We start from the raw sequence: 25,369 nt of genomic DNA on the forward strand, positions 1-25,369 counted from the left end.
GAGGGAAAGACCAATAAAAGCACTTACAAGACTATTATGAGATATTTTAACTTATTCAGTAATATTATAATCGCCAAAGGAGCTCGCAGAATCCTGATCTCTGATCTTCAGAGAAAGATTTCTGATCTTTATCCTTTGGAATTGAATGATATTATTGACGAGCTGAAAAATGATTCTATTGAAAATATCTTAGAAAATTATGATGAGGAATCTAAGGAGATTATCCATGAGTATGTAGAGCTTCTTCTGGAAAATGAATACGGCTTTATAACTAATGGAAATTGGGATAGGAATTTCACTCCCTTATCACATGAAGTTCATGAAGTTAACAAGATTTCAAATATTTTTATAGAAATTGATCATCTATCTGTACTCGACAAAATAAAGAGCTCTATTGATAATTTGGGCGTAAAACATTTGGTAATTTACTCTGCTAAGGAACTTTCTACGGAGGAGATTCAAGAAATTGACAGTAAATTTCAAAACTCTGTTTTAGAAGGTATTGAAATATATTTGCCTTTTCATAATGCCGTAAATGAAGAGTTTTTTCAGACACTTGATCAAACGACCATAAGAATTTATAACCTCATTTTCTACAATTGTCCTCAGGCATCTTTTAAAGTAAAAGATGAGTTCAGATTTACTATACATAGTATTGAAGAAGATTTAAAAATCTCTGCCTGTGGAAAGGTAGATCTGAAATATTTCAACACGAATCTTCCAAAAATCCTTGAAGCAGTCAACCATAATTCTTGTTTACACAAAAAAATTGGTATCGATATCAAAGGAAATATAAAAAATTGTCCATTAATGCCACAGACTTTTGGGAATATCCATACCTCAAACCTCGAGGAAACCTTTATACAAAGTGATTTCAAAAAATACTGGAACCTCACAAAAGACCATATTGAAGGCTGCAAAGATTGTGAATTCCGTTATGTATGTACAGACTGCAGAGCCTTTACAGAAAGAAATATGAAGAATAAAGATGGGCTTGATATTTCCAAACCTTTAAAATGCGGATATGATCCCTATACAGGAGTATGGGAAGACTGGACAAAAAATCCATTGAAACAAAAGGCCATTAAACATTATCATATGGATAAATCTTTTAAAGCAAAACATATTTACTAACAACATTAAAATTTATTTTGATCCTCCACCAGATCATTAACTATATACTATCATATAGTTCCTTTTACTCCCACAGATGCGCTAAAATGAATGTAAACATTTAACCATGAAAACTTTAAATATACATCTGTGGGAAATTGGAACTGATGCAAACAAGAGAATTTATACTAATCTTTCACCAGATCATTAGCTATACCTATCATATAGTTCCTTTTACTCCCACAGATACGCAAAATGAATGTAAACTTTTAACCATGAAAACTTTAAATATACATCTGTGGGAAATTGGAACTGACACAGGCACCTTTTTATAATATAAGATATATTCCATAGCCAACATTTTTTTTAGCCAGATACAGCAAAATAAAATATTGAAAGTCAAATCAAATCTATCAACTACCGTATATATCTCACTAATAAAAGAAAAATTCTTTTGTTTATTTAAAACATCTGTGTATTTTAGATAAAAATATTAATATGATTTTTGACAAACTAATTAACTACTTAAAACTTGATAAACAGGAGTTCGTCTTCCAGTTTAATTCCCATCCCAATTACCCATCTGCACTGGCATTTAGCGATACTTTGAATTTTATGGGAGTAAAAAATGATGCTTATGAATTAGACAAGGAATATTGGAATGAACTTCCTGAAGAATTCATCGCCATTGTAGAAAATTCTTTCTCTTTGGTAAAGAAATCAGGAAATAGTTACTCAGTTTACTCAGAAAAGGCTAAAACACTTAACCAGGAAGAGCTATACAATAAATCAACAAATTTTGTTCTTCTGTTTGAAAAGGCTGAAAAGGCAGAAAATAAATTGGCATTCAATTTCAAACCGATTCTATATGCTATTTTTGCTGTAATTCTTATTTATTCTCTTCTAAGTCAGCAGATATACGAAGCGATTTTCAATCTTCTTTCACTGGCAGGAGTCTATATCTCGTTAGAAATATTTAATCAAAAATTTGGAAATAGCTCTACTGTAATCGGAAGTATATGCGGTGTACCCACTGCTACCCAGACCGTTAATGCTTGTGATAAAATTATAAAACAGGACAAAACCAGTATTTTAGGTTTAAAATTTTCTGATTTTTCGTTAATTTATTTTACAGGGCTTGCTGTATTAGGACTATTCTTACCGGGAACAGCCTATATTGTAAAAGGATTTACGATCGTATCAATATTGGCTATTGGCTACTCCCTATATATTCAGGCTTTTGTTGAAAAAGCATTCTGTAGAGTTTGCCTTTTAATTATTTCAATCCTAGTCGGGCAATTGGCCATCACTAGTTTTTTCTTTCAAAATCTTCCCTTTGAAATTGGAACACTTTTACTCATCGTAATTCTATGGGTACTTATTTTTTCAACCGTTATTTACTTCAATTCCCTATTGGAACAGAAAGAAGAGCTTCAAAAATCCAATGCCAAAAACCTTAGATTCAAAAGAAATTATGAATTGTTTAAAGATCAGTTATTGCAAAAGGAGAAAATAGAATTTCAGGATATCCAGACTTTTTCTGTGGGTAAAAAGGATGCAAGACTTCGTATTTCCATCGTTTCCAATCCCTACTGCGGGTTCTGTAAAGATGCTCATAAACTGATAGAAACTCTTTTAGAAAAGTACCCTGATGAGATTTCTCTGCAGATGAGATTCAATTATATCCCGGAAAGAGCAGACGAAAAATACACCCGATTAATCTCAGATTTAACACATATCTATAATAATAAAACAGAAAAAGACTTTCTGAATGCTGTAGAAGAATGGTTTGAAACAAAGGATGAGGGAAAAATCAATACATTGTCCGGGGGAGCTCCTACATCTGAAAATCTGAATGCACTGATTGGAATGTCTACAGAAAATAGCAATGCCGGTCTAAACTTTACCCCTGTTTTCATTATCAACGGATATCAGTACCCTGAGAAGTATGATCGAGAAGATATTGTATTCTTTGTTGATGAATTAATAGAAGATGAAGACTTTTAGTAATGGATATCAGCAATTCGAAAATTTCACTATCTTAGGAAAAACAAAAGCGATCTCCGAAAAGCTATTAAAAGAGTAGGAAAACCAAAAACTATTTATTATGAAAAACCTAAAAAGACTTTCAAGAGAGAACCTAAGAACACTGAAAGGTGGAATCACTCAGGAATGCGCAAGAATTCAGAGTGAAGCAAGCTATTGCGAATCCAAAATAAATCCACCTAAAGAAGGAGCTATCAACGCATGTAACAAATGGTGCTACTACTAGCCAACCATTTCATTGAATTATAATATTGAATAAAGTAAAAATGTCGTCAGAATATGACGACATTTTATAATGATTATTAGTTTTGAAAAAATTTCCTTTTTATAAGCAACCAGACACTAAAGACTGTGGCCCTACCTGTCTTAGAATTGTAAGTAAACATTACGGTAAAAGCATCTCACTACAACAGATTCGTGCCCTTTCTGAAACAACCCGAGAGGGAAGCAGCCTCCTTGGACTGAGTGATGCTGCAGAAAACCTGGGATTCCGTTCATTAGGTGTCCAAATTGACTTCAAAACCCTTGTGGAAGAAGTTCCCCTACCTTGTATTGTACACTGGAATAAAAACCATTTTGTTGTTGTTTATAAAACCGATAAAAATAACAAGATCTATATCTCAGACCCCAGCTATGGTCTGATTACCTATAACCAGGAAGAATTCATTAAATCCTGGATCGGAGAAAATGCCAATGAAAACACAGAGGAAGGTATTGCTCTTATTTTGGAAACTACTCCGGCATTCTTCCAGACTGAATTTGATAATGAGGAAAGCAAGGCAAGCTTTTCTTTTCTCTCAAAATATCTTCTTAAATACAAATCACTTGTTGTACAGCTAGCTGTAGGACTATTAGCCGGAAGTTTACTGTCCTTGGTTTTCCCGTTTCTTACCCAAAGTATTGTAGACGTTGGGATACAGAATCAGGATATTAACTTTATCTATTTGGTACTTCTTGCCCAGATTATGTTATTTTTCGGAAGAATGGGTATTGAAGTCATCCGGAGCTGGATTCTTCTCCACCTTTCTGCCAGAATTAATATCTCAATTATTTCCGATTTCTTCATTAAGCTGATGAAACTTCCTATAAGCTTTTTTGACACAAGAATGACGGGAGATATCATGCAGAGGATTAACGACCACCACAGAATAGAACAACTTCTTACAAGTTCTTCATTGAATACTCTATTTTCAATGGTTAACCTTATTATCTTTAGTATTGTACTGTTGCTTTATGACTATAGGCTTTTCATTGTTTATCTTGTAGGAGCAGCATTGTATATCGGATGGATTAGCTTCTTCCTGAAAAAAAGAAAAGAACTTGACTATAAAAGATTCTCCCAGGTTTCTCAGGAACAAAGTAAGGTTATTGAGCTTATCAACGGTATGCAGGAAATTAAAATGCATAATGCGGAAAAACAGAAACGATGGGATTGGGAATTTCTTCAGGTAAAATTATTTAAAATAAGAATAAAATCTCTCTCCTTAGAGCAATGGCAGTCTGTAGGAGGAAACTTCATCAATCAGATGAAGGATATTCTGGTGAGCTTCCTTTCTGCAAAATTAGTTTTAAGTGGAAATCTAACCCTAGGGATGATGCTTTCTGTACAATATATCATTGGACAGCTGAATAGCCCGCTTTTACAGCTGATCGACTTTATCAAGCAAACTCAGGATGCTAAAATTTCCCTTGAAAGACTTGGTGAAATTCATGATAAGGAAGACGAAGAAGATAAAAACGAACAATACGCTACAGAAATTCCACATAGAGATATTGAGATTAAGGATATGTCTTTCAGATATATTGGATCCGATGTTCCTGTTTTTGAAAATCTAAACCTTTCCATTCCCTACCGACAAACTACAGCAATTGTAGGAGCCAGCGGAAGTGGAAAAACAACCCTGCTAAAACTTCTGATGAAGTTTTATGATCCCGATCAGGGAGAAATTAAAATCGGCAGTACCAATCTAAAAAATGTTTCCCCACGATTCTGGAGAGATCATTGCGGTGTGGTAATGCAGGAGGGCTATGTATTCAATGATACAATAGCTAATAATATTGCCATCGGTGAGGACCATATTGATAAGCAAAAATTAAGACGTGCGGTAGAAATTGCAAACATCAGAGAATTTATAGAAACTCTCCCTTTAAGTTACAATACAAAGATTGGAAACGAGGGGGTTGGAGTAAGTGGTGGACAAAAACAAAGACTATTTATAGCAAGGGCAGTTTACAAGTCTCCGGAATATATTTTGTTTGACGAAGCTACATCAGCATTGGATGCCAATAACGAAAAAATCATTATGGAGAACCTTGAACAATTCTTCAAGGGTAAAACAGCGGTTGTTATTGCTCACAGGCTTTCTACAGTAAAACATGCCGATAAGATTATTGTATTGGATAAAGGTAAGGTTGTAGAAGAAGGCAGCCATGCAGATCTGGTTGATCTACGAGGTGAGTATTATAGATTGGTTAAAAACCAGCTTGAATTAGGAAATTAGAACCTGCTTATTTAAATTTTATTATCCCTGAAATATTGGGTAGAAATTTTATTCTAAAAAAATGAAACAAGACATTTTAGACAATATTGAACTTCGCTCCGAAAGCGTACAGGATATTCTTACCCAGCCACCTCATTGGATGATACGTTGGGGAAATACAATGATTTTCATCATCATCCTGCTTATTTTTGTGATGAGCTACATCATAAAATATCCGGAATTTGTACCGGCTCCCATTATTGTAACCTCTCAAAATCCACCTGAGAAAATAGAGGCAAGAATTGGAACCAGAATTGAAAAAATATTTATCAAGGACCATCAGCAAGTAAAAAAACATGATGTATTGATGGTGATGCAGTCAGCTGCCAATTATAAAGATATCTTAGAGCTGAAGAAGATAGTAGACTCTATTTCTCCCAATCAATTATATTCTTTTCCTCTTGCACAGACATCAAGATATAAACTGGGCGAATTACAGGGCGAATACAACAGCTTTGCAAAAGCTTTTCAGGATGAAGAACTTTTCACAAGGTTACAACCATATGCCCCGGAAAGCCTGGCTAGTAATCAAAGTATTTCTGAATATAAAATAAGAATGGCTACCCTAAGACAACAGAAGAATCTGGAATCTGTAAAGTATGATCTTAGCAGAAAAAACTTCAACAGATCTCAGGAACTTTTCAATCAGGGAGTAATTTCTGCGATGGAACTTGAAAATGAAAAAATAAAATATCTTCAGGCTCAACAAAATCTTGAAAACCTTAATATTTCTATCTCCCAAGCAGAAGAAGGCATTTCCAATATTAATAAAACCAAAAGTGTAACGGTAATTAATAATGAAAAAGAAAAGATTACCTACTCTGCACAAACGCTGCAGCTTTTTGAACAGCTTCGAAAAGCCTTAAAGCAATGGGAGCAAAACTATCTTGTCATTTCATCCACAGATGGTGTTGCCAGCTTTCAGCAATTTTTTGGCGAAAATCAGTTTGTAAAAGCCGGAGAGCCTATCGTATCTATTCTGCCAAGCAATAAAGAGAAATTAGTAGGCAGAATGTCTGTGCCTACAATCAACTCCGGAAAGATTATAGCTGGAGAAAAAGTATTGATCAAACTGGACAATTACCGTTTTCAGGAATATGGTATCATTGAAGGAAAAGTTCAGAACATTTCCCTTATTCCTGATGATAAAGGAAACTATTATGTAGATGTAGTATTGCCTAAAGGATTAAAGACAAGCTATAATAAAACGCTTACCTTTGATAAAGAGCTTAGAGGTAGTGCTGAGATCGTAACTCAAGATCTAAGGTTGATTGAAAGGTTCTTCTATCAGATCAGAAAGCTATTAGGATATCAGGCCTAATAAAATTAAGATATAAAAAAAATCTGCCGTTTCATTCAAGAATGAAACGGCAGATTTTTTTAGGTTATTCAATCATTATCTGAAAATATAGAAAGCCCTATGAACCTCTATGTATTAATCAATATAATACATGGAAATATGGAAAGGGATAAAATGAAATTAATTTATGGCGAAATACCCAAATTCTATAGGCAGGATAGCATTTACATATTTAGGAATGAATTTTATAAAATCAACCTATTGGCTTTTGATAATTAAAGTGAGAGAAAAGAGAGACCTTATAAAAAATAAAAACCGCAATCATTAGTAATGATTGCGGTTTGTTGTAGCGAAGACGGGAATTGAACCCGTGACCTCAGGGTTATGAATCCTGCGCTCTAACCGACTGAGCTACCTCGCCTCCTTTTTGGTGGTGCAAATATAGAAAATATTTCTTTACCTCCAAAATTATTTTAACTTAAAATATTCTAAAACATCACCAACATGATCTGGTTTGCTGATTATCTTATTGTTAGCATCTAAAATAAAATACGTAGGTGTTGCATGAATATTGTAGGTATCTACATAATTACTGTTCCATCCTCTCAATTCTGAATCATTGATCCAAGGAAAGGCTGCAATCTTGTTGGTATAAGAGTTTTTGTCAACATCTAAAGAGAAAGCAATAACCTGTATATTCTTTGTCTTTAAATCATTGTATTTTTCCAATAGCTTCGGAAGCTCACTTTCACAATGTGAACATGTAGATGACCAGAAAATAATAACCTTTTTATCTGCTTTTATATCATGAAGTGATTTAGCAGTAGTGTTAGTCGCTGACTGGAATTTATAATTAGGAAAAACAGCTCCCATTTCCACATTTGCATTAGACTTTAATGTAGTGGCAAGCCTGTCATTAATGGTACATTTCAGATTCTTTGCCTGGCTTAAATATTTATTTTTAAACTCATCCATGTCATATACATCAAAGATGTCAATAAGTTCGGACAATACAGTCTGCCCTCTTGGCGTTTCTACCTTTAAACGATCTAAAAGCTTATCCACTGAAGCACCAATATTAGCATTGCCTCCAGAGTTCAAATAGGCCACCAATACAGGTCTCAGCAACGATGAACTTTCCAGCATATCATTGGACTTATCCAGGAAGTTAATAATTTCCTCCTGATCTACCTTTTTAGCAGAATCCACAGGTGCAGAAAGAAACTTGCTGTAATTAGTATTGTAATAAGAAATAAATGGATGCTTTACGGCATCAATTGAACCTGCTTTCCCTGAAAGTCTGTCAATCTCCAGTTTCAATGCTTTTCCAAAGTCTGTATTATCTTTATAGTATTCTTTAATCTGAGCTAGAGCCGGCAGAATAAGTTCTTTTTTTTGTGAACCTTCTTGCTGCTTGCTCATCAGATCGTTCGCTTCATCCAGGTAGACGATCTCCTTAACTTTATTATTTTGAGTTTCAAGCTTAAGATTTACATTCTTATTTTCAGAAATAAAGCTAACCGTATTATTGGTTCCGGGGAAATAAACTTTCATCATCCCCATATAGTTATTCGGATATTTAAAGGTCCATGTATTGTTCTTACTTTGTTCTTTAGTAACAATAATATCTTTTGACCCGCTTAATGTATATAGAATAGCATCCTGATCTTTAAAATCTGCGGAGGCCTGAACTGTAACTGTAAACTGAGCCTGCAGAGCAAATGCAGCTAAAACTGCAGATAGTGTATAAACCTTTTTCATAGAGTAAAAATAAAAAAACTCTCTGACTAATCAGAGAGTTTGATATTATTTTAATAAAATTTTATGCTTTTACGCTTTTATACTTTTTTGTATAATATGCAATGAATGCAAATGCTACAATAGAAAGTAAATATACGTACATATCAATTGGTGATGATGGTGCTCCTCCGGTACCGTGTCCTCCGGTACCTCCTCCACCTGGAACTGGCATATCATCTATATCTGCTTTTGCTAAAAATGTAGCAAAGAGAAAAAACGCAAATACTAGTTTATTTATAGTTTTCATATTAATTTTTATTTTAAGATTTTGGTGTTAACTATTACTCCTTTATCCGAAACCACTTTTACAATGTAAGAACTCTTCACTGAACCGTTAAGTTCAATTACGAAATCCCTAGATGCATCAACTGATTTTTTAGAGATAATAAGCTTACCACTCATATCATAAACTTCAATATCTGCTTTTCTCCAATCTGGATCAAATCTAACTATATAATTACTAATTGCAGGGTTGTAAACAACCATCGTTCTGGAAAGCGTTTCTGTTTCCTTAGTAGCAAGAGAACCTCTGTCAGGCGCTCCATAATATAAATTATATGACTTTGAACTTACAGGAATAACATCTCCCTGTTTTGCTTCTTGTACTGTACCGTTAGATGCCTTATAAAAGAATCCAATTCCTGAAGACAAGTTATGTACTCCAGCTGGAATCATCTCAGCATTTTCTCTAATTTCAAATTTGTAGGAAACAATTTTTTTATCTGGCTTACTATAATCAAAGTTATATAGTAATACGTCTTTTCCTACAAAATTACTTTCGCTGGCTTCATTAATATATAACCAATATTTAGCGTTGTAGTTAGGATCGTACCCTCCATTTAAAGCTTCTTCAAATGTTCCAATCGGATTGGATGGACTTGCAGCTGCCTGCACTGTAGTTGCAATAGAAATCTGGTGTCCTGTAGTTGCTGTAGGAGAAACTACATAATAGGTTCTTCCAATTTCGTTACCGTTTGCATCAAGACCAATAACCCCAAGCTGTTTAACACTTGAACTATTTGACTTGTTGCTAATTCTAGCAGCAGTTACATTATAGTCAGTTCCATTAGCTCTCACTACATCCTTAAATCTTCTAAGAGTGTTAAAGTTCAGGGTCTGCGATGAGTTATCTCTAAGCTTTATAATAAATGGCTGCATTGGTTTAATAAGTAATCCAATATCTCCAACAGGAGTTCCATCTAAATTAAATGTTTGCTTTAATGCACCTGTAGTATAGGTATATCCATTAGCTTGAGTAACAACATTTCCTGCTGTATATTCAATACCCATGATATTGGTAATATGATTACCATCTGTAACTGTTCCATTTTCAACAAAACCAATCTTAGAAAGATCTAGGTTTGTGAAGAACGGGTTTCCAAATTGGTAGATATTTTTACCATACGTTGGGTTCCATTCTCCATTAGGAAGATCAAACTGGTCTTGAAGGTAAGAGTTATAAGCTTCCCCATAACTGTTTGCTCCATTACCATTAGGACCGAAATATACATTTCCTCCATTCTGTAAAGTTACCGGAACAGTAAAAGCTGCATACGGCTTTCCGTTTAACGTGTATACAGAAGCAGATACCGGCGGCGTATTTAAGTTTAGGTTATTATTTCTAGAACCTAACATATAATATCCCGTACCATTGCTTGTTGTACTTGCCAAACTTGTAACATGATCAGATTTAGCCTGGAGGTTATTCCACTGTAAGATCAAATCATTATTTACACTAGCCGTGTTTTGGATATCTCTTACAGTTCCAAATGTTTTACCTAATTCTGTTGATAATGAACTGTAAGCCTTTCCATAGAAAGGAAGGGCAATTTGTTGGAAGTAATTACCTGTACCATGTTTATCAACAAGGTATTCTTTACTTACGACACCTGTAATATTGGACTGGGATAATCCATCGATATACAACTGACCGTACGTGGAACTAGCATAAGTAGCAGGGGTATTTAATCTTAAAACAATGTTTCCGCCATCGGTTTTATCAGCCCCGCCAGCATCGATTGTTTTAAAAGCATCTGTACCAGATCCTACAACCATGATATTTCCATGTACGTCCAAAAGGCCATTACCTCTTGTTTGTACACCACCACCGCTATAAACTAGGGTGCCTTCGCTCACATACATATTAGCATTAGTGTCAACATGACATAGTACCTGCGCCTGAACAGAGTAACTAATTGCTAAAAGACCTATAGCAAATAAACTTTTTCTCATTGTATAAATTATTTGTGTGTTAATACAATCTTCACCCGCAAAGGTATTATTTTTTTCTTTAAAAAAAAAACATTTTTATCTATTAATCAAAATATTATCTTCTGTTAATACAATTTCTTTTTCCTCTCCGATTGAAAACATATAGTCTTCCAAAACCTTCTCTGTGGTCCCTCTTAGACCTCTCGCTCCTAATCCTTTTTCGATGGTTTCTTCTACAATTCTTTCAATTGCACCGTCTGTAATAACCAAATCTGTGCCATCCATTTTGAAAAGTTCCACAAATTGATTCACGATTGAGTTTTTAGGCTCTTTCATAATTCTCACCAACGTCTCTTTCGTGAGTTTATCAAGATAAGTAATGATTGGAAATCTTCCTAAAAGTTCGGGAATTAATCCAAAAGAACGAAGATCGACGGCATTAATATTTGTTAATACATATTCTTCTTCATCTGTCTTATTGATCTTTTCAGAACTGAAACCAATCGCCTGCTTATTCATCCTTCTTTCGATGATTTCCTTGATTCCATCAAAAGCACCACCTGCAATAAACAGAATATTTTGAGTATTTACCTGAATATACTTTTGGTCAGGATGCTTTCTTCCTCCCTGTGGCGGAACGTTTACAATGCTCCCCTCCAATAATTTCAGTAATCCCTGCTGTACTCCTTCTCCGGAAACATCTCTTGTAATGCTTGGGTTATCAGATTTTCTGGCAATTTTATCAATTTCATCAATAAAGACAATTCCTTTTTCTGCCTTTTCTACATCATAGTCTGCGACCATTAATAGTCTTGAAAGAATACTTTCAACATCTTCCCCTACATAGCCGGCCTCTGTTAAAATAGTTGCATCCACAATACAGAAAGGAACATTAAGCTCTCTGGCGATAGTTTTTGCCAACAGGGTTTTTCCGGTCCCGGTCTCTCCTATCATGATGATATTCGATTTTTCAAGCTCTACTTCCCTGTTTTCATCCTGGGCATGAAGCAATCTTTTATAATGGTTATATACAGCAATTGAAAGCTGTTTCTTTGCTTGGTCCTGACCAATAACATATTGGTCCAGAAATACCTTGATTTCTTTTGGTTTTTTAAGATCTTCCATATTGTCTGCAGGTGAATATCCTGATTTGGACGCGCTATCTTTAACAATAGTATGTGCCTGCTCTATACAATTTTCACAAATAAAACCGTTCTGCCCGGAAATCAACATCTGTACTTCACTTCTTTTTCTACCGCAGAAAGAACACTGGTTTGAATTCATATGAGATAATAATATATGTATATGTTAAAGAAAATCGTAAAAAATTTCTTTTTTACGATTTTCTTTGTTTTAAGAATTAATAATTGAGTTTTGAATCTCTGTATATTCTTCGTTCGTTAATTTTAATCTTTCATTTCTAAAGTTCATGTCCTCTACCTTATTTAAAGGAATAAGGTGAATGTGGGCATGAGGAACTTCAAGTCCTACAACCGCTACTCCTACTCTTACACATGGAATTGCAGTTTTGATCTTCTTGGCAACCTCTTGGGTAAATCCCCAAAGATTTTTGTATTCTTCACTTTCAAGATCAAAAATCAAATCCACTTCTTTTTTTGGAACTACTAAGGTATGTCCTTCCACCAAAGGCATTGCATCTAAAAATGCGATAAAGTTTTCATCCTCTGCAATTGTATAGGAGGGAATTTCGCCATTGATGATTTTTGTGAATATAGTGCTCATGGATCAGATAGTTAGAGGTTATATATTAGAAGTTAGAAATAAAAGGTGTGTATCAGACTATAGAGAGATGTCTAATACTTCGAATGAAAGCTTATTACCGTTTGGTAAAGTAATTTCCGCAGTTTCGCCAATAGCTTTTCCTAACAGACCTTTTGCGATCGGTGTGTTTACAGAAATTTTCCCTGTTTTAAGGTCACTTTCGTTATCCGGTACCAATTTAAATACCTGCTCTTGTTTAGTCGCATTGTTTTTAAGTTTCACTGTTGTTAAGATTGAAACTTTTGAAGTATCTAATTGGCTTTCGTCTATAATTTTAGAAGTTGAGATAACATCTTTCAGCTTAGAAATTCTCATTTCAAGCATTCCCTGAGCCTCTTTAGCCGCATCGTATTCTGCATTTTCAGACAAATCTCCTTTGTCTCTTGCCTCTGCGATCTGCTGAGTGATTTTTGGTCTCTCCACAGTTTCCAACTGTTCCAGCTCAGCTTTCATTTTCTCTAGGCCCTCCTTTGTTACATAGCTTGCCATAATTTTCAAAATTTAGTTTTAGTATAAAAAAATAATCCGACATTTGCCGGACAATGTTTTACGTGTTATAATCGTTTAATTTTTACAAATATATAAAAATTTAAATTGAAATGAAAAAAACTTTTTCGATATTATCTATTTTTATTTTATTGATTTTCAGTAATTTATCCGTAAATTCATGTGGAAGTAGAGAAGATACAGTGAGCTGCTTTCCCAACAACCCTATCAACGTTACGCTTAATCTGAACCTCCCTGCATACAATGCTCTGAACTATGATAATGGCTGGGTTTATGTGAACGAACAACAGGCAGGAACAAGAGGTCTTATCGTTGTACGTGTGGGGAACGGATTCAAAGTCTATGATAGAAATGCACCTCATCTATGTCCTGACAATGATACAACCCTGGAGGTAAAAGACAATATTGCAATTTTATGTCCCAAGGACAATACAAGATGGATCTTAAGAACCGGTGAGCCTCAGTCGGGTTCCAAAACATCTCTTCCTCCTAAAACATATCCTTATAACTTCGATCCTGTAACCAAGGTTTTAAATATTTATTACTAAAATGAAAATCGTTATACAAAGAGTCTCAGAAGCCAGTGTAAAGGTAGACGGAAAAATAGTTGGTGAAATTGGCAAAGGCTTAATGCTGCTGGTAGGCATTGATGAGAATGATGAAAAGACAGATGCAGACTGGCTGGTACAAAAAGTAATAAATCTCAGAATCTTTGGTGATGCAGATGACAAACTCAATCTTTCGGTAAAGGATATTTCAGGAGAGATCCTGTGTATCAGCCAGTTTACTTTGATTGCAGATTACAAAAAAGGCAACCGTCCCTCTTTCATCAAAGCGGCCAAACCGGATAAAGCTATCCCGTTGTTTGATTACTTTAAAGCAGAAATTGCAACATCAGGATTAAAGACTGAAAGTGGAGTTTTCGGGGCAGATATGAAAGTTTCCTTAATTAATGACGGGCCTGTCACTATTGTTATGGATTCAATTACAAAAAACTAATTTAAAGGATAAATGAAGAACCGAAATATAGTAATTGCTTACCTGATTATTACCTTAATTTTCCTGAGTGAAATTGTTTTAAACTTTAATAAATACAGTTATTCCGGATATTATACCGATAAAATTATCAACTGGGTTTGGTTGGTAATGACTGTCTTTATCATCATTTGGTTTTGGAAGAAAAAAGTAATTAAGGTTTACTTTAGTCTTTTGGTATTGGGTATCGTTTTGAGTATTTTACCTATGATGATTCCTTTTTTTATGATTGTGAATTATTTTTCAACTTTCGACAATTATCAGCGAATTCAGCTGGATGATGTTTACAGGATTGAAAGTGGCCGCCCCGGTGCTTTATCCAAGCCACAGGTTACGGTGTATAAAAGGGAAGGAATCCTTGAAAAGCCAATCTATACAACCCATTATAAAAAAATTATTGAAGGGATCTTCGAACTCACGCCAGACAGTCCGGCAATGGCAAATAAAAAACCAATCCAAAAAGCAAAACTCGTTAGTGTCAGTAAGGACAGTATGGGAATTGAATATCAGATATTGAATAAAAAGAAGATTTTCTATCATAAAAATAATGAAGATTGGTTTGATGATTTATAAGATCACATTTCTTTTTTTCTAAATCTAAGAATACCTTTCAATGATGTTGAAAGGTATTTTTTTGCCATAAAATCCCTATAATCTGTTCCTATATTTTTCTTAAAATCAAATAAATCGTCTGGGAAACGCTAAAACACAAGAATTGAAAATAAATTCACAAAAACGTGATTTGTTTTTATTTTATTATTAATTTTGAGATTATCCAAACTTATTCTCAACCATTTAACAAAAATATTATGAAAACAAGATTTAAAATTTTTACACTGTTAGTGTTTTGTTTCTTCCTTTCTTTTGGTCAAGTGCACTCTGACCGTAATCATCAAAGTGATGTAATTTATGTATGTTTTTCCAAGGACATTGAATCTGAAAAGGCAGCATTCAGCAAAAATTCGGATCTGGAAAAATTTGCCCGGGAAAATGGAATTTCATTTACCTATGACCTTGGGTTCAGCGACAAAAAAATTAATGAAATGATGGAAAGCAGTAAGATGAATGGGAATTCCGGAGAGTCTGTTCAAAAACTGAAAAGAATATTTAAAGCGAATCTACCTTTACAGAATAATGAAACAGCCCAAAAGCTTATTCAAACTTTGGAAAGATTCCCTGAAATAGAATATGTATCTGTAATGAGCGGTACACCTATTGAACCTCCTGTGGTTAATATGTTTGTAGCAACTCCCGATCTTGAAAGCCTGCAAACTTACCTGAATGACAACCCAGGAATCAATGCAAAGTATGCATGGTCACGAGGAATTACAGGACAAAACATTAGAATCCGTGATGTGGAATATGGTTTTTACAAAACTCATGAAATGCTGTCTAACCAAAATTCTATACAATTGGAACCTGGATACACTCCTAATTCAGGATTATCAAATAACAACTATAGAGATCACGGAACAGCTGTAGTAAGTATTTTAGGATCTGTAAAAGATAATATCGGACTTACAGGCGCTGTGTATAATGCTTCAGAAATAAAGGGATATATGGAATGGACAACTGTTGGTTACAACAGAGCAGCAGCCGTAAGCAGATCCATCAATGCATCTCAGTCCGGTGACATCATTTTGTATGAAATGCAAACAGGTGGAAAAGACGGCCAGTATTGCCCTGCAGAGTATGACAGCGTGATTTGGGATCTTACCAAAGCGGCTACAGATTCAGGGATTATTATTGTTGCAGCAGCAGGTAATGGAAACCAGGATCTGGATGATCCTTTTTATGCTGCCTATAGAGCAAGAGGGAATAGCGGTGCAATCATTGTAGGGGCAGGAACTCCTAATACCACCCATTCTAAACAAAGCTTCAGTACATTTGGAAGCAGAGTTGATGTACAGGGATGGGGAAGCAGTGTTTTGGCAGCAGGATATGGTTCTTACCAGAAGTATGACAATGATAACAACAGAACTTACAATTATTTCAGCGGAACGAGCTCTGCAACTCCTACGGTAGCTTCTGCTGCAGTATTGCTTCAGTCTTTTTACCGTCAGACTACGGGACAATACTTAAGTCCGGCTGCCATGAAAAATCTTTTGGTTTCTACAGGAATTCCTCAGGGGGGTACAGATGTGAATAAAAAGATAGGTCCGCTTCCGAATGTAAAGAATGCTATACTACAATTGGAAAGTAAATTCGCTACTCCTGTTAAAACACTAGCTCCACTAGAGGTAAAAATCTATCCGAATCCGGCCAGCAGCTCTATTGCCATTCAAAATACTGAAAATAAAAAACTGGATATTGAAATCTTCAATATGTATGGAAGATCGGTTATAAAAAGCACTGTTTCGTCAGATGAAAAGATTAATATTTCTCATCTGCCGGCAGGTCAGTACATCATCAATATTAATGAGGGACAAAGAAGGGTGGTTGAAAAATTCACAAAACTATAGTATAAACAAAAAAACACCTTTCAGCATGCTGAAAGGTGTTTTCTCTTAATAAACATTTATAAAATTACTTCGCAGGAACGCTGCTGAAGTTAAGGGCTACTTTAATGTTCATGTCTGAAGTTGTTTGATTTTTCAGTTCATAAACAGTTCTTACAGTTAATCCTGAGCTTTTTACAATTTCATCCAAAAATCCGGTATCATTCAAATCCAGATTCAGGCTAGCAGAATTATTGGACATATTGGAACGCGATGCGATCAGCCTTTCTCCTGTTCCATTAGATGAAACATAAATTTTAACGGACTTAAATGCGCTCAAATTTCCTCCTGATGGAGAAGCTACAGAGATCTTAGCCTCAGAAATTCTCACATCCTTGATTTTTGCATTATTATTTCCTCCAAACCATGTTTGAACATTGGTGGCAGTAGCTGTAGAAGAAACTTCCTTGTCAGCTGGTACCCCTGTGGAAACTAAAACATTTGCTGTGTATGGAAACGTATTCTGAACCAGCGACTGTACGGTTCCGCAACTTACAAGTACAGCTGAAGCGGCCATTGCTGTTAGAACTATATTTTTCATAATATTAAATTTAAACTTTGAGTATAGTTTGCAGAAATTGTACCAAATTGGGTAATCTTACTCTACACTTACTGTAAAGTGGCCTTTGGTATTTCCCGAAGCCATATTACTTTTCCCGATTATCAACCAAACCTCTCCTTTTCCGGGAACTTCATAAGTAATGTCTCTTCCGAAAGGCCCATCGTAGTTTCCGCTGGGAAGTTTAATCTGATTGAACCTGATGTTAAAGTCTTTTTCTTTAGTTGAAATTTTTGCTTTTATAGTAGACTGATCAAAATTAGTTAGCTTTAAAACAAGCTCCTGATCATCTTTTGTAAATTCTTCACCCAATGTAAACGGAAGTTGGGAAGCGTCTGCAGTTCTTACAATTTGTCCCTCTTTTTCATTTCTCATCACTCCTTTACGTAAAACTTCCTTGGTAGCAGGAGCATTGTTAATAATTGAATCTCTTGTTCTCAATACTGCAGAATCTGTCTTATAAACAGAATCCGGCAGTTCTGTTACCACCGCAGAATCCTTTTGGGATACATCTGTCACCGCAGGATCCTTTTTACATGAAATGATAATCAATGGAATTAACAATAAGCTTTTTTTCATAATAATTAATTTTAAGAATGTGGATACAGCATTCTGTTAAGTCCTTTTAAGTGCGAAAATTGTTCCAACTCTTTTTGAAGGTCTCATTTTTTTGGTTTATACAGTCTTTCCACTATTATTTTTAGCCAGTTTAAATGTAAAATACATAAAATTGAGCATTATTCCCATTAAAAGGGTTACACCCCAAGTTTTTGTGTATTCCAAAGGATAGATAAACCTTACAACAATATCATTGAAAAGACCAAAAGGATTATTGAGAACATCCCAACTGTTCCACCTCAGAAATCTTCCCAGATAGACTCCAAAACTGCTCATAAAAAGAAAGATTACCACTATCCCGTTTATCGTTCTATCCTTGCTATAACTGGAGAGAAGTTTTTCAATATCACCAAGACTTATAAAGCCACAAATCAACCCCGTCCATGCATAGGAAAGTATTACCATCAGATCATACCAGATAGGAATGGTATTTCTTGCCTTTAAATGAAAAAGATCGGTAAGAATATAGGGTGAATTGGGAAAAAACAAAACCCAGACTATAATAATAAGAGCGAGGGATAGTTTACCTTTAATATTAAATGCTAAAACAAGAGAGCTCAGCAACAGAGGAATCCATGCCAGAAACAAATTCCAGTTAAGAAAGAAAAACACTTTTGTGTCACTGATATAATATCTAAAGATAGAGAGACTGAAGCAAAATAAGGTCATGAATATAAGCAGAATATTCACTTTAACTCTTTGGGATTCGATTAAGTTTTTCATAGTGCATTGCTATTATTTGATGGTTTCATAATACCCAACCTTTGAAAGAAAAGTCTTTGCCTTTTCGCTTTTAATCTTATCCTGCAGATTATTTTTAAGCTTTTGATCTTTCTTTTCTTCTGCATATCTTAAAAGGCTTTTCTCGCTAAAGTTGACAGAACCCAAATGGTAATTAACCGCAAAGTCTTTACGTTTCATGTTCTGAGAAGTAATAAAACCACCCCAATTGATATAGCTACACACTAAAATAATTGTATAAAAATACCACACCATCGTATTGAAAAGAAATGCATTGCGTTTTCTCCTTTGAATTTTAATAAATGTAAGACCAAGTCCAATTAAGGATAGAAGCAGAAAGGCAAATACACCAAGTCTTTTATAAGTAAAGGCATAATGAACAATATATTCATAGTTTTTCACAGCTGCGGATACTATCAAAACCGCATTAAGGAAGATCCAGATCTTGGCTAATATTTTCATCAGGCTAGCCTTAGGATCAAAATTAAAGCCTGATTTAAAGTAGAACATGATTACCAAAATCGCCATTACTATGGACAGGATCACGGCATTTACCCTTTCATGGGTTTCCTCAGATAACTGAACCGGTGTTTTGGAACCTTCATAAAACTGCTCGTAATTATAGGTAGCGATGAAGAAGATCAATAAAATATTTAGTGAAAAGAAAGATACCACTCCACTTATTCTTTCCGCATCAAGATCAAGAAATGAGTAGGTTGCCTTTGGAGTCTGAACCTCTTTTTGAAAGTCATTATCCAGAAAATGATTGTTTTTATAGATGAGCTTTTCAACAGCGTGGTTCCAATAATTAAAGGCAATGAAGAATCCTAAAACAGTAAGACAGAATACCTGCCAAAGATTAAGGTCAAGTTCATAATCTGTAAACAAGGCTGCAAAATGCTCACTTCCTGCGGCATAAATCCCAAAGAAGACGGATAAAAGCAGTAAAGGAATCAGTACGAAAGCCATAATTTTTTGCCACAGCCCCGAAACATTTCCTTTGGGAAGCCAATCATCCAGCATAAAGATCCTGCAGATGGAAGTACAGCAGTTCACCATAAAGACAGGAATAAGAAAAAGGATCTTCATTCTTCTGTTTTTCGATTTATAGGCAAGCAAAAGAAGTGAGCTTGCCACTGCCAGAAAGGATGGAAAGTCTCCATACCATGCAAAAGCTATACTTGAGAGGATACTTGTAGCTGTAAGAATATAGAATATTCTGGTTTTATTTTTTTCAATTGTTTTAAAAAAGGTCAAAACCGCATACAGAATTCCGAGGATCCCAAGATTCAGCCCTAGATCCTGATCATAGAACAGAATGACAAATAGGGCTGTTGTAAGAAATATATAGTGATGTGTTTTCATGTTTTAAAGAATTAAGAGATTAACAAAAATTTTCCATAGGGATATTTTAATGGAGCACAACGATATCTTTCTGTTGAATAAAGTCTTTCAGATGATCAAAGTTCTGCCATAGCAAGCCCTCAAAATCCCACTGGTGAAACGCTCTCATGTTCTGCCCTTTTCTGTATGCATTGATATAAATTTTAGCATACTCAGGTAAAATAAATGTTCCCAAAACGACAGCTGCTAAGAGATGCGCATTAAGCTTCCCGTTTCCCAGCAAGAGATATTGCATGGCAATTTCATCTTCGAAGTTAGTACCACAACCGGTAATCAAATGATGAACATCGTGGTTTTCCATCTTCGGAATCATTGAGAATCCATGCTTATGATAAAATTCACCAAGCTTTCTTCCCAATGAGTCTTCCTGAAATTCCAGCAGCTGTCTTTCATTGAACTGCCATTGTCTTTTTTTCTTTTTAAAATATTTTCTGTATAATTTTTGAGTTTTATCATACACAAAAAGCAGAAACTGAACGCGTATTTTTTTCATAGTGTATTTATTTAGATGATATTCAATCCTATTATCGTATAAATAATGGCAATGGGGATATTGATGCAAAGAATACTTATAGCCTTTATACAAGCCTTAAGGCTAGACTTGTACACCCAACCATAGATTAAGAATCCCAATACAAACAATAAGTTTAGTGGTGTTCCAAAAATAAGCAACAGATACCCCCCAATAGCAAACGTATCCTGTCCGGTTATGAGCCCCCCCAAAAGGCAAATACTCCCTGTTGAAAAGCAAACTCCGAACACGGATTTACTGATGTTAATAATTTTCTGATCTTTCATACTATATAATCATTTTATTTTTAAACAAAGAACTTTGAATTACAAAGTAAATTTTCAAAAAAATATAGGACTATCGTCCCAATAATTTTTCCAACGCATCCAAATGATCGGTAAATGCCTGCCTACCGCTTTGGGTGACTCGATAAGATGTTTTGGGCTTCTTCCCTACAAATTCTTTCTTTACTTCAATATATCCAACTTTCTCCAAGGCATTGCTATGACTGGCTAAATTACCATCTGTAATTTCCAGTAATCCTTTCATTTCAGAAAAATCAACCCAGTCATTGACCATAAGAACGGACATAATGCCCAATCTTACACGGCTTTCAAATTCTTTATTGAGTTGACTGATCTTAATCATAATAAGTAATAGGTAGCAGTTATTAGGAATAGATTACTGAGAATAGAACCTAAAGAACTGCAAAGTTAATTTTTATTTATATTTTTTGTGCATGATCAATCCGTAAACGATGTGTAAAACACCAAAACCGACTGCCCAAAATACAAGCCCCCATCCTAGAAAAAACAGGGAAAATAATCCTAGAGTGACTTCACAATATCCCAGATATTTTACATCCGGTAATGTATATCTTTCAGCGCTTATCAAGCCTAATCCATAGAAAACCAATGTTGTGGGAGCAATCCATACTATTAGATGGTGGAAAATAAGTGCTGAACAGAAGATTCCCCCGGCTGCTAACGGAACTGCAAAGGTAACCAAAAGCCGCTTGGTAGTGGAATCCCAAATCTTCAACCCTTTCTTTTTACTTTTATTGGCTGTAAAAATATATCCGCAAAAAACAGCCATTATCAAAACTATAAGCCCTGCCAGTACCAGTTCCTGAACTAAATCAGGAGTAAAAGTAAGTCTGGCTCCGTTTATATAGCTCACTTTCTTACTCTCCATTGCATAATATGCGTATCCGGCACCCAAAAGTGCAACCACTCCGGCTGCAACTCCGGACAATCCGCTCAAAGAAATAAATCTGGAAGACCGCTCCATCATGGAACGGATATGGGATAAATCTTCGTGATAATTTTTCGAATCCATAAAAAGAACTTTGAATTACAAAGTTATGATTTTTTTTTAATCACCAAATATTTTTTTTAAATATTTATACTATTGGTTTATTTGCTTCAGAAAAAGCATCTATAAAGCCAGTATTTAAGGCACACTTCCTTGTTTCATACTCACAAAAAAGCCGCTGAGCAAATCAGCGGCTGAATATTCTATATAATCTTCTTATTATTTTGCTCTCAGTCTTTCTTTAATAGCTCCGATGTTCTTCTTTGCAGAATCTTCCAGAATAAGGCTTGCACTCATATGAATTCTTGCCGGCATCAATTCATTAAAATGATCCGTTCCTTCCCAGGAAACTTTTTTGATTAATGCTAATGCATCACTGCTTCTTGAAGCCAATGTCTGTAAGAATTTCTCCAGTTTTTCATCCATTTCCTGAATATTGTCTGAAACGGAATGGTAAACATTATGCTGTTCTGCCCATTCAGCAGATCTGAAGTCTGCATCAATAGCCATAGCAGAGAATTGTGATTTCCCGATTTTTCTTTCTACATAAGGCCCGATTACAAAAGGTCCTATACCCAGATTAATCTCTGTAAGTGCTAATGCCGAATCTTTTGTTGCAAAGCAGTAATCAGCACCGCATGCAATACCTACTCCACCTCCTGTAGTTTTTCCTTGAACTCTTACTACAACTATCTTTCCGCAATTTCTCATCGCATTAAGAACTTTTGCAAAACCACCAAAAAACTTTGTAGAAGTTTCCAATTCTTCAATGGCCAGAAGCTCATCAAAGCTAGCTCCTGCACAGAACGCTTTTTCGCCCTCGCTTTTTACTAAAATAGCTTTTACCTCATCTTTAGCCCCTTCTTCCAAAATAGTTTGAGCCAGTTTTTCTAAAATTGCTCCTGGGAGAGCGTTACTTTTTGGGGTTCCGAAAGTAATTTCGGCAATATTATTTTTAATTACTGATGCTACGAATTCGTTCATTTTTATATTTATTGGATTCTTACAAAAATACTAAATACAGCGCGTTCGAAGAAACTAAAAGAATAGAAATTCCATGTAAAATCTATCCCATTTATAATTTATATGAATAGTCTCTACGTAGAAATACGGAGTATTTAATTTGGTATTTTCTACTCTAGTCCCGCTTTCCTATTAATTGTTCCTTTGGACTAAGAAATAAACAATTAAAGGTTAAAAACTATTTACTATGGACGAATACATTGGAATCATTAAGCTATTTGCAGGAAATTTTGCACCAAGAGGATGGATGTTCTGCGATGGAAGGCTACTTAGTATTGCTAACTATTCAGCAGTATTTTCTATTTTAGGAACTACCTATGGTGGTGATGGAAGAACAACATTCGCTCTTCCCAACCTTAAAGGAAAAATGGCTTTGGGAGCAGGCGCTGTATCTTCAGGTGAAAACTATCCATTAGGAATTGTAGCAGGAACAACTCAGAACACTATTTTGGCAACGAACCTTCCAAGCATTGGAGCTGGTTTTCAACTTAAAGTGGCTAACAAAAACGCTAACTCTTCAACTCCGGCCGCCGCATCTTCAATTGCTATAACAGGAACACAAGTTGGAAGAGATTTCAATGTTGTCCCAAGTTTTGTAAATAATGCAAATCCTGATACGGTTATTAATGGCCAAAGTATTGCATTTGTCGGACAAAATTTACCTGTAAATAATATGCCTCCTTACCTAGGATTAAATTACATCATCTGTATTGAGGGGATTTATCCTCCGAGGGATTAAGATATACAATAATCTAATATTTAAAACAAAAAAATCATGAAAAGCACTACTATTTTTACAATTTGTAGTCTGCTCATTTCAATTTTTTCATTTGGGCAGACGAGTTCAGAGCAATTTGAAACAGAATCAAACGGAAGTACAAGTTTCACCGATAATGGGGTAATTTTTAATATCATTTCCCATGTAAGTGTTTTTGACATCCAGGGTAACTTCCCAGGAACAGGCTGGAATGGGAATAATATTGACAATCGTTACATTGATAATTCCAACAATACTGATTTCCCACCATCTTTCAGTATAAAAACAACCTCTAATTTATTTAAGGTAAACAGATTCTGGATGTTTCTTTCTACACTGGAACTCGACCTCAATGTGCAAGGTTCTGTTACTATAACCGGAAGGCTGAATGGAGTCACTAAATTTACTCAAACAAAAACGAGTGGGTTCGCAACAGGTATAGCTCCAACAAACGGTTATACATTGATTGACCTAACCAATTTAAATGGTCAGAATTACTCAAACATTATTATTGATGAGCTTCGTATTACTGTAGGCGGAGCGTTCAAATATGTTGGCCTCGATGCTTTCACTTGGGTTAAAGACAGCGGTGTTGTACTGGGTACATCTGAAACCAAAGTTTCTCAAAAAGGTCTTACTATCTACCCTAATCCAACCAGCGGTCCACTTTCTTTATCAACGGAGAAAGGTACAGAAGCTAAAATTTATAGTCAGGATGGTAAACTATTGAAAAGCATTCAAACCCAGAAAGGTATTAATACAATTGATGTTTCAGAATTTCCAAAAGGAGTTTATTACATCAAAACACCTACTGAATCTACTAAAGTTATTAAAAACTAATATCAAGAAATCACACATAAGTGCTTGTTCCCCATAAAGATTCTAATTCATAAATGGCAAAACCCTTAACTGATGTTTAAGGGTTTTGTTTTTAATGCTATAATATATTTGTCTATATACAGTTGCTTTTCTTTCGACTTATATTGCTGAATATATCTGGGATGTTCCAATACAGTCATGCTATCAAATAATTTTGCTTCCGTATTGAGTTTTGAAATAAATTCAGCATTCTTTTTACCCAAAATAAAGACCTCTGAAGTATCAAGATTCAGGCTGATATGTTTCTTTAAGGAATCTATCATAAAATCCTTTACTGCTGCAAACAATTCTTTATCATCATAATAATTGGCATTGAGCCAGCCATTCTTTGTTTTTCTTACAATAGCAAGCGGAAATGGTGAATTGATATACATGTCTTTGTAAAATAGGTCTGCACCCCCATAATCTTCAATCATGTCATACATAAAAACTGAGGAAACTTCATGGGTATGGGCCGACTTCATTTTTATTCCACAGACGCTTTCCAGCCTTTTGGTATCGGTAAACGGAACGCCTGTAACTCCTGCACCATGACGACTGGGATTAATTCCAATGATGAATTTTCTTTTGTTGGAGTCATTATAATATTTGTCATAAAACTTTTGCATAACCTCCAGCGTTTCAGGATTATCCAGATAAGGATTTAACACCTCAAAACCATCGGGAAGGTCTCCCGAATAGCTCAGATTTTCATTAAAAGTAATCACCTGATCTGCAAAAATTTTATTCAT

The 25,369-nt window shown here is 35.1% G+C and carries 27 protein-coding genes and 1 tRNA gene; 11 read left to right on the top strand and 17 right to left on the bottom strand.

Going from position 1 to position 25,369, the window contains the following annotated elements; translation table 11 throughout:
* Nucleotides 1–36: 36 nt before the first annotated feature.
* The 5 genes from gwsS to SCA31_RS18645 all read left to right on the top strand — a co-directional run bounded on the left by gwsS (nt 37) and on the right by SCA31_RS18645 (nt 7,020).
* A complete protein-coding gene (gwsS, locus tag SCA31_RS18625) occupies nt 37–1,134 on the top strand; it encodes a grasp-with-spasm system SPASM domain peptide maturase (RefSeq protein ID WP_410698536.1) in 1,098 nt (365 codons plus the stop codon).
* Nucleotides 1,135–1,611: 477 nt separating this feature from the next.
* The gene (locus tag SCA31_RS18630) at nt 1,612–3,120 is read left to right on the top strand and encodes a thioredoxin domain-containing protein (protein WP_410698537.1); all 1,509 of its coding nucleotides are present in this window, start codon (nt 1,612–1,614) and stop codon (nt 3,118–3,120) included.
* 100 nt (nt 3,121–3,220) lie between these two features.
* Nucleotides 3,221–3,385 carry a bacteriocin-like protein gene (locus SCA31_RS18635; RefSeq protein ID WP_410698538.1) on the top strand — a complete coding sequence of 55 codons (165 nt, stop codon included), beginning with the start codon at nt 3,221–3,223 and terminating at the stop codon, nt 3,383–3,385.
* Between the two features lie 82 nt (nt 3,386–3,467).
* Nucleotides 3,468–5,660, top strand: coding sequence for a peptidase domain-containing ABC transporter (locus SCA31_RS18640; protein ID WP_410698539.1), 2,193 nt, complete (start codon nt 3,468–3,470; stop codon nt 5,658–5,660).
* Nucleotides 5,661–5,721: 61 nt separating this feature from the next.
* Nucleotides 5,722–7,020, top strand: a complete 1,299-nt coding sequence (locus SCA31_RS18645) for an HlyD family secretion protein (RefSeq protein WP_410698540.1) — start codon at nt 5,722–5,724, stop codon at nt 7,018–7,020.
* A gap of 326 nt (nt 7,021–7,346) precedes the next feature.
* Here the strand turns inward: SCA31_RS18645 and SCA31_RS18650 are convergent.
* The 7 genes from SCA31_RS18650 to greA all read right to left on the bottom strand — a co-directional run bounded on the left by SCA31_RS18650 (nt 7,347) and on the right by greA (nt 13,281).
* Nucleotides 7,347–7,420: transfer RNA gene (locus SCA31_RS18650), tRNA-Met, on the bottom strand.
* A gap of 47 nt (nt 7,421–7,467) precedes the next feature.
* Nucleotides 7,468–8,760 carry a TlpA family protein disulfide reductase gene (locus SCA31_RS18655; RefSeq protein WP_410698541.1) on the bottom strand — a complete coding sequence of 431 codons (1,293 nt, stop codon included), beginning with the start codon at nt 8,758–8,760 and terminating at the stop codon, nt 7,468–7,470.
* Between the two features lie 61 nt (nt 8,761–8,821).
* Entirely contained in the window at nt 8,822–9,046 is a 225-nt protein-coding gene (locus tag SCA31_RS18660) for a signal peptidase (RefSeq protein WP_076357252.1), read from the bottom strand.
* A gap of 8 nt (nt 9,047–9,054) precedes the next feature.
* Nucleotides 9,055–11,031: a T9SS type A sorting domain-containing protein gene (locus SCA31_RS18665; protein ID WP_410698542.1), complete on the bottom strand. Its 1,977-nt coding sequence runs from the start codon at nt 11,029–11,031 to the stop codon at nt 9,055–9,057.
* 75 nt (nt 11,032–11,106) lie between these two features.
* Complete coding sequence (gene clpX, locus SCA31_RS18670) at nt 11,107–12,294, bottom strand: ATP-dependent Clp protease ATP-binding subunit ClpX (RefSeq protein WP_410698543.1); 1,188 nt, start codon at nt 12,292–12,294, stop codon at nt 11,107–11,109.
* 69 nt (nt 12,295–12,363) lie between these two features.
* A complete protein-coding gene (locus SCA31_RS18675; RefSeq protein WP_410698544.1) occupies nt 12,364–12,753 on the bottom strand; it encodes an HIT family protein in 390 nt (129 codons plus the stop codon).
* A gap of 57 nt (nt 12,754–12,810) precedes the next feature.
* Nucleotides 12,811–13,281, bottom strand: a complete 471-nt coding sequence (greA, locus tag SCA31_RS18680) for a transcription elongation factor GreA (protein WP_076357258.1) — start codon at nt 13,279–13,281, stop codon at nt 12,811–12,813.
* Between the two features lie 110 nt (nt 13,282–13,391).
* Here greA and SCA31_RS18685 point away from each other — a divergent pair, with 110 nt between their 5' ends.
* The 4 genes from SCA31_RS18685 (at nt 13,392) to SCA31_RS18700 (ending at nt 16,796) form a co-directional block, all read left to right on the top strand.
* Nucleotides 13,392–13,847, top strand: a complete 456-nt coding sequence (locus tag SCA31_RS18685) for a hypothetical protein (protein WP_410698545.1) — start codon at nt 13,392–13,394, stop codon at nt 13,845–13,847.
* Between the two features lies 1 nt (nt 13,848).
* Nucleotides 13,849–14,298: a D-aminoacyl-tRNA deacylase gene (dtd, locus tag SCA31_RS18690; protein ID WP_410698546.1), complete on the top strand. Its 450-nt coding sequence runs from the start codon at nt 13,849–13,851 to the stop codon at nt 14,296–14,298.
* A 12-nt stretch (nt 14,299–14,310) separates the two neighbouring features.
* The gene (locus SCA31_RS18695; protein ID WP_410698547.1) at nt 14,311–14,907 is read left to right on the top strand and encodes a hypothetical protein; all 597 of its coding nucleotides are present in this window, start codon (nt 14,311–14,313) and stop codon (nt 14,905–14,907) included.
* 236 nt (nt 14,908–15,143) lie between these two features.
* Nucleotides 15,144–16,796: a S8/S53 family peptidase gene (locus tag SCA31_RS18700; RefSeq protein ID WP_410698548.1), complete on the top strand. Its 1,653-nt coding sequence runs from the start codon at nt 15,144–15,146 to the stop codon at nt 16,794–16,796.
* 64 nt (nt 16,797–16,860) lie between these two features.
* Here the strand turns inward: SCA31_RS18700 and SCA31_RS18705 are convergent, their stop codons facing one another.
* The 9 genes from SCA31_RS18705 to SCA31_RS18745 form a co-directional block, all read right to left on the bottom strand.
* Nucleotides 16,861–17,373, bottom strand: coding sequence for a hypothetical protein (locus tag SCA31_RS18705; protein WP_410698549.1), 513 nt, complete (start codon nt 17,371–17,373; stop codon nt 16,861–16,863).
* Between the two features lie 57 nt (nt 17,374–17,430).
* On the bottom strand, nt 17,431–17,970 hold the full coding sequence (locus SCA31_RS18710; RefSeq protein WP_410698550.1) for a hypothetical protein: 540 nt from the start codon (nt 17,968–17,970) through the stop codon (nt 17,431–17,433).
* Between the two features lie 96 nt (nt 17,971–18,066).
* A complete protein-coding gene (locus SCA31_RS18715; RefSeq protein ID WP_410698551.1) occupies nt 18,067–18,732 on the bottom strand; it encodes a DUF1361 domain-containing protein in 666 nt (221 codons plus the stop codon).
* Nucleotides 18,733–18,744: 12 nt separating this feature from the next.
* Entirely contained in the window at nt 18,745–20,115 is a 1,371-nt protein-coding gene (locus SCA31_RS18720; protein ID WP_410698552.1) for a DUF4153 domain-containing protein, read from the bottom strand.
* A 46-nt stretch (nt 20,116–20,161) separates the two neighbouring features.
* Nucleotides 20,162–20,647: a Coq4 family protein gene (locus tag SCA31_RS18725; RefSeq protein WP_410698553.1), complete on the bottom strand. Its 486-nt coding sequence runs from the start codon at nt 20,645–20,647 to the stop codon at nt 20,162–20,164.
* An 11-nt stretch (nt 20,648–20,658) separates the two neighbouring features.
* Nucleotides 20,659–20,952 carry a hypothetical protein gene (locus tag SCA31_RS18730; protein ID WP_410698554.1) on the bottom strand — a complete coding sequence of 98 codons (294 nt, stop codon included), beginning with the start codon at nt 20,950–20,952 and terminating at the stop codon, nt 20,659–20,661.
* Between the two features lie 70 nt (nt 20,953–21,022).
* Entirely contained in the window at nt 21,023–21,313 is a 291-nt protein-coding gene (locus tag SCA31_RS18735; protein WP_045492574.1) for a winged helix-turn-helix domain-containing protein, read from the bottom strand.
* A gap of 72 nt (nt 21,314–21,385) precedes the next feature.
* Nucleotides 21,386–22,003 carry a hypothetical protein gene (locus SCA31_RS18740; protein ID WP_410698555.1) on the bottom strand — a complete coding sequence of 206 codons (618 nt, stop codon included), beginning with the start codon at nt 22,001–22,003 and terminating at the stop codon, nt 21,386–21,388.
* A 195-nt stretch (nt 22,004–22,198) separates the two neighbouring features.
* On the bottom strand, nt 22,199–22,963 hold the full coding sequence (locus SCA31_RS18745; protein ID WP_410698556.1) for an enoyl-CoA hydratase/isomerase family protein: 765 nt from the start codon (nt 22,961–22,963) through the stop codon (nt 22,199–22,201).
* A gap of 226 nt (nt 22,964–23,189) precedes the next feature.
* Between SCA31_RS18745 and SCA31_RS18750 the strand changes: the two genes are divergently transcribed.
* Together SCA31_RS18750 and SCA31_RS18755 are read left to right on the top strand one after the other, a co-directional pair.
* Nucleotides 23,190–23,741 (top strand): phage tail protein, encoded by a 552-nt coding sequence (locus SCA31_RS18750; RefSeq protein ID WP_410698557.1) that lies wholly within the window; start codon nt 23,190–23,192, stop codon nt 23,739–23,741.
* A 36-nt stretch (nt 23,742–23,777) separates the two neighbouring features.
* Nucleotides 23,778–24,599: a T9SS type A sorting domain-containing protein gene (locus tag SCA31_RS18755; RefSeq protein WP_410698558.1), complete on the top strand. Its 822-nt coding sequence runs from the start codon at nt 23,778–23,780 to the stop codon at nt 24,597–24,599.
* A gap of 65 nt (nt 24,600–24,664) precedes the next feature.
* Here SCA31_RS18755 and SCA31_RS18760 read toward each other — a convergent pair whose 3' ends face one another.
* Nucleotides 24,665–25,369: an SMUG2 DNA glycosylase family protein gene (locus SCA31_RS18760; RefSeq protein ID WP_410698559.1), complete on the bottom strand. Its 705-nt coding sequence runs from the start codon at nt 25,367–25,369 to the stop codon at nt 24,665–24,667.

Source organism: Chryseobacterium sp. SIMBA_028, assembly GCF_046535285.1.
In the GTDB taxonomy this organism is placed as follows: domain Bacteria; phylum Bacteroidota; class Bacteroidia; order Flavobacteriales; family Weeksellaceae; genus Chryseobacterium.

Coding starts and splice junctions, on each gene's coding strand:
- gwsS (WP_410698536.1), top strand. CDS start 37: ATGAGATATTTTAACTTATTCAGTAATATTATAATCGCCAAAGGAGCT.
- SCA31_RS18630 (WP_410698537.1), top strand. CDS start 1,612: ATGATTTTTGACAAACTAATTAACTACTTAAAACTTGATAAACAGGAG.
- SCA31_RS18635 (WP_410698538.1), top strand. CDS start 3,221: ATGAAAAACCTAAAAAGACTTTCAAGAGAGAACCTAAGAACACTGAAA.
- SCA31_RS18645 (WP_410698540.1), top strand. CDS start 5,722: ATGAAACAAGACATTTTAGACAATATTGAACTTCGCTCCGAAAGCGTA.
- SCA31_RS18655 (WP_410698541.1), bottom strand. CDS start 8,760: ATGAAAAAGGTTTATACACTATCTGCAGTTTTAGCTGCATTTGCTCTG.
- SCA31_RS18660 (WP_076357252.1), bottom strand. CDS start 9,046: ATGAAAACTATAAATAAACTAGTATTTGCGTTTTTTCTCTTTGCTACA.
- SCA31_RS18665 (WP_410698542.1), bottom strand. CDS start 11,031: ATGAGAAAAAGTTTATTTGCTATAGGTCTTTTAGCAATTAGTTACTCT.
- clpX (WP_410698543.1), bottom strand. CDS start 12,294: ATGAATTCAAACCAGTGTTCTTTCTGCGGTAGAAAAAGAAGTGAAGTA.
- SCA31_RS18675 (WP_410698544.1), bottom strand. CDS start 12,753: ATGAGCACTATATTCACAAAAATCATCAATGGCGAAATTCCCTCCTAT.
- greA (WP_076357258.1), bottom strand. CDS start 13,281: ATGGCAAGCTATGTAACAAAGGAGGGCCTAGAGAAAATGAAAGCTGAG.
- SCA31_RS18685 (WP_410698545.1), top strand. CDS start 13,392: ATGAAAAAAACTTTTTCGATATTATCTATTTTTATTTTATTGATTTTC.
- dtd (WP_410698546.1), top strand. CDS start 13,849: ATGAAAATCGTTATACAAAGAGTCTCAGAAGCCAGTGTAAAGGTAGAC.
- SCA31_RS18695 (WP_410698547.1), top strand. CDS start 14,311: ATGAAGAACCGAAATATAGTAATTGCTTACCTGATTATTACCTTAATT.
- SCA31_RS18700 (WP_410698548.1), top strand. CDS start 15,144: ATGAAAACAAGATTTAAAATTTTTACACTGTTAGTGTTTTGTTTCTTC.
- SCA31_RS18705 (WP_410698549.1), bottom strand. CDS start 17,373: ATGAAAAATATAGTTCTAACAGCAATGGCCGCTTCAGCTGTACTTGTA.
- SCA31_RS18710 (WP_410698550.1), bottom strand. CDS start 17,970: ATGAAAAAAAGCTTATTGTTAATTCCATTGATTATCATTTCATGTAAA.
- SCA31_RS18715 (WP_410698551.1), bottom strand. CDS start 18,732: ATGAAAAACTTAATCGAATCCCAAAGAGTTAAAGTGAATATTCTGCTT.
- SCA31_RS18720 (WP_410698552.1), bottom strand. CDS start 20,115: ATGAAAACACATCACTATATATTTCTTACAACAGCCCTATTTGTCATT.
- SCA31_RS18725 (WP_410698553.1), bottom strand. CDS start 20,647: ATGAAAAAAATACGCGTTCAGTTTCTGCTTTTTGTGTATGATAAAACT.
- SCA31_RS18730 (WP_410698554.1), bottom strand. CDS start 20,952: ATGAAAGATCAGAAAATTATTAACATCAGTAAATCCGTGTTCGGAGTT.
- SCA31_RS18735 (WP_045492574.1), bottom strand. CDS start 21,313: ATGATTAAGATCAGTCAACTCAATAAAGAATTTGAAAGCCGTGTAAGA.
- SCA31_RS18740 (WP_410698555.1), bottom strand. CDS start 22,003: ATGGATTCGAAAAATTATCACGAAGATTTATCCCATATCCGTTCCATG.
- SCA31_RS18745 (WP_410698556.1), bottom strand. CDS start 22,963: ATGAACGAATTCGTAGCATCAGTAATTAAAAATAATATTGCCGAAATT.
- SCA31_RS18750 (WP_410698557.1), top strand. CDS start 23,190: ATGGACGAATACATTGGAATCATTAAGCTATTTGCAGGAAATTTTGCA.
- SCA31_RS18755 (WP_410698558.1), top strand. CDS start 23,778: ATGAAAAGCACTACTATTTTTACAATTTGTAGTCTGCTCATTTCAATT.
- SCA31_RS18760 (WP_410698559.1), bottom strand. CDS start 25,369: ATGAATAAAATTTTTGCAGATCAGGTGATTACTTTTAATGAAAATCTG.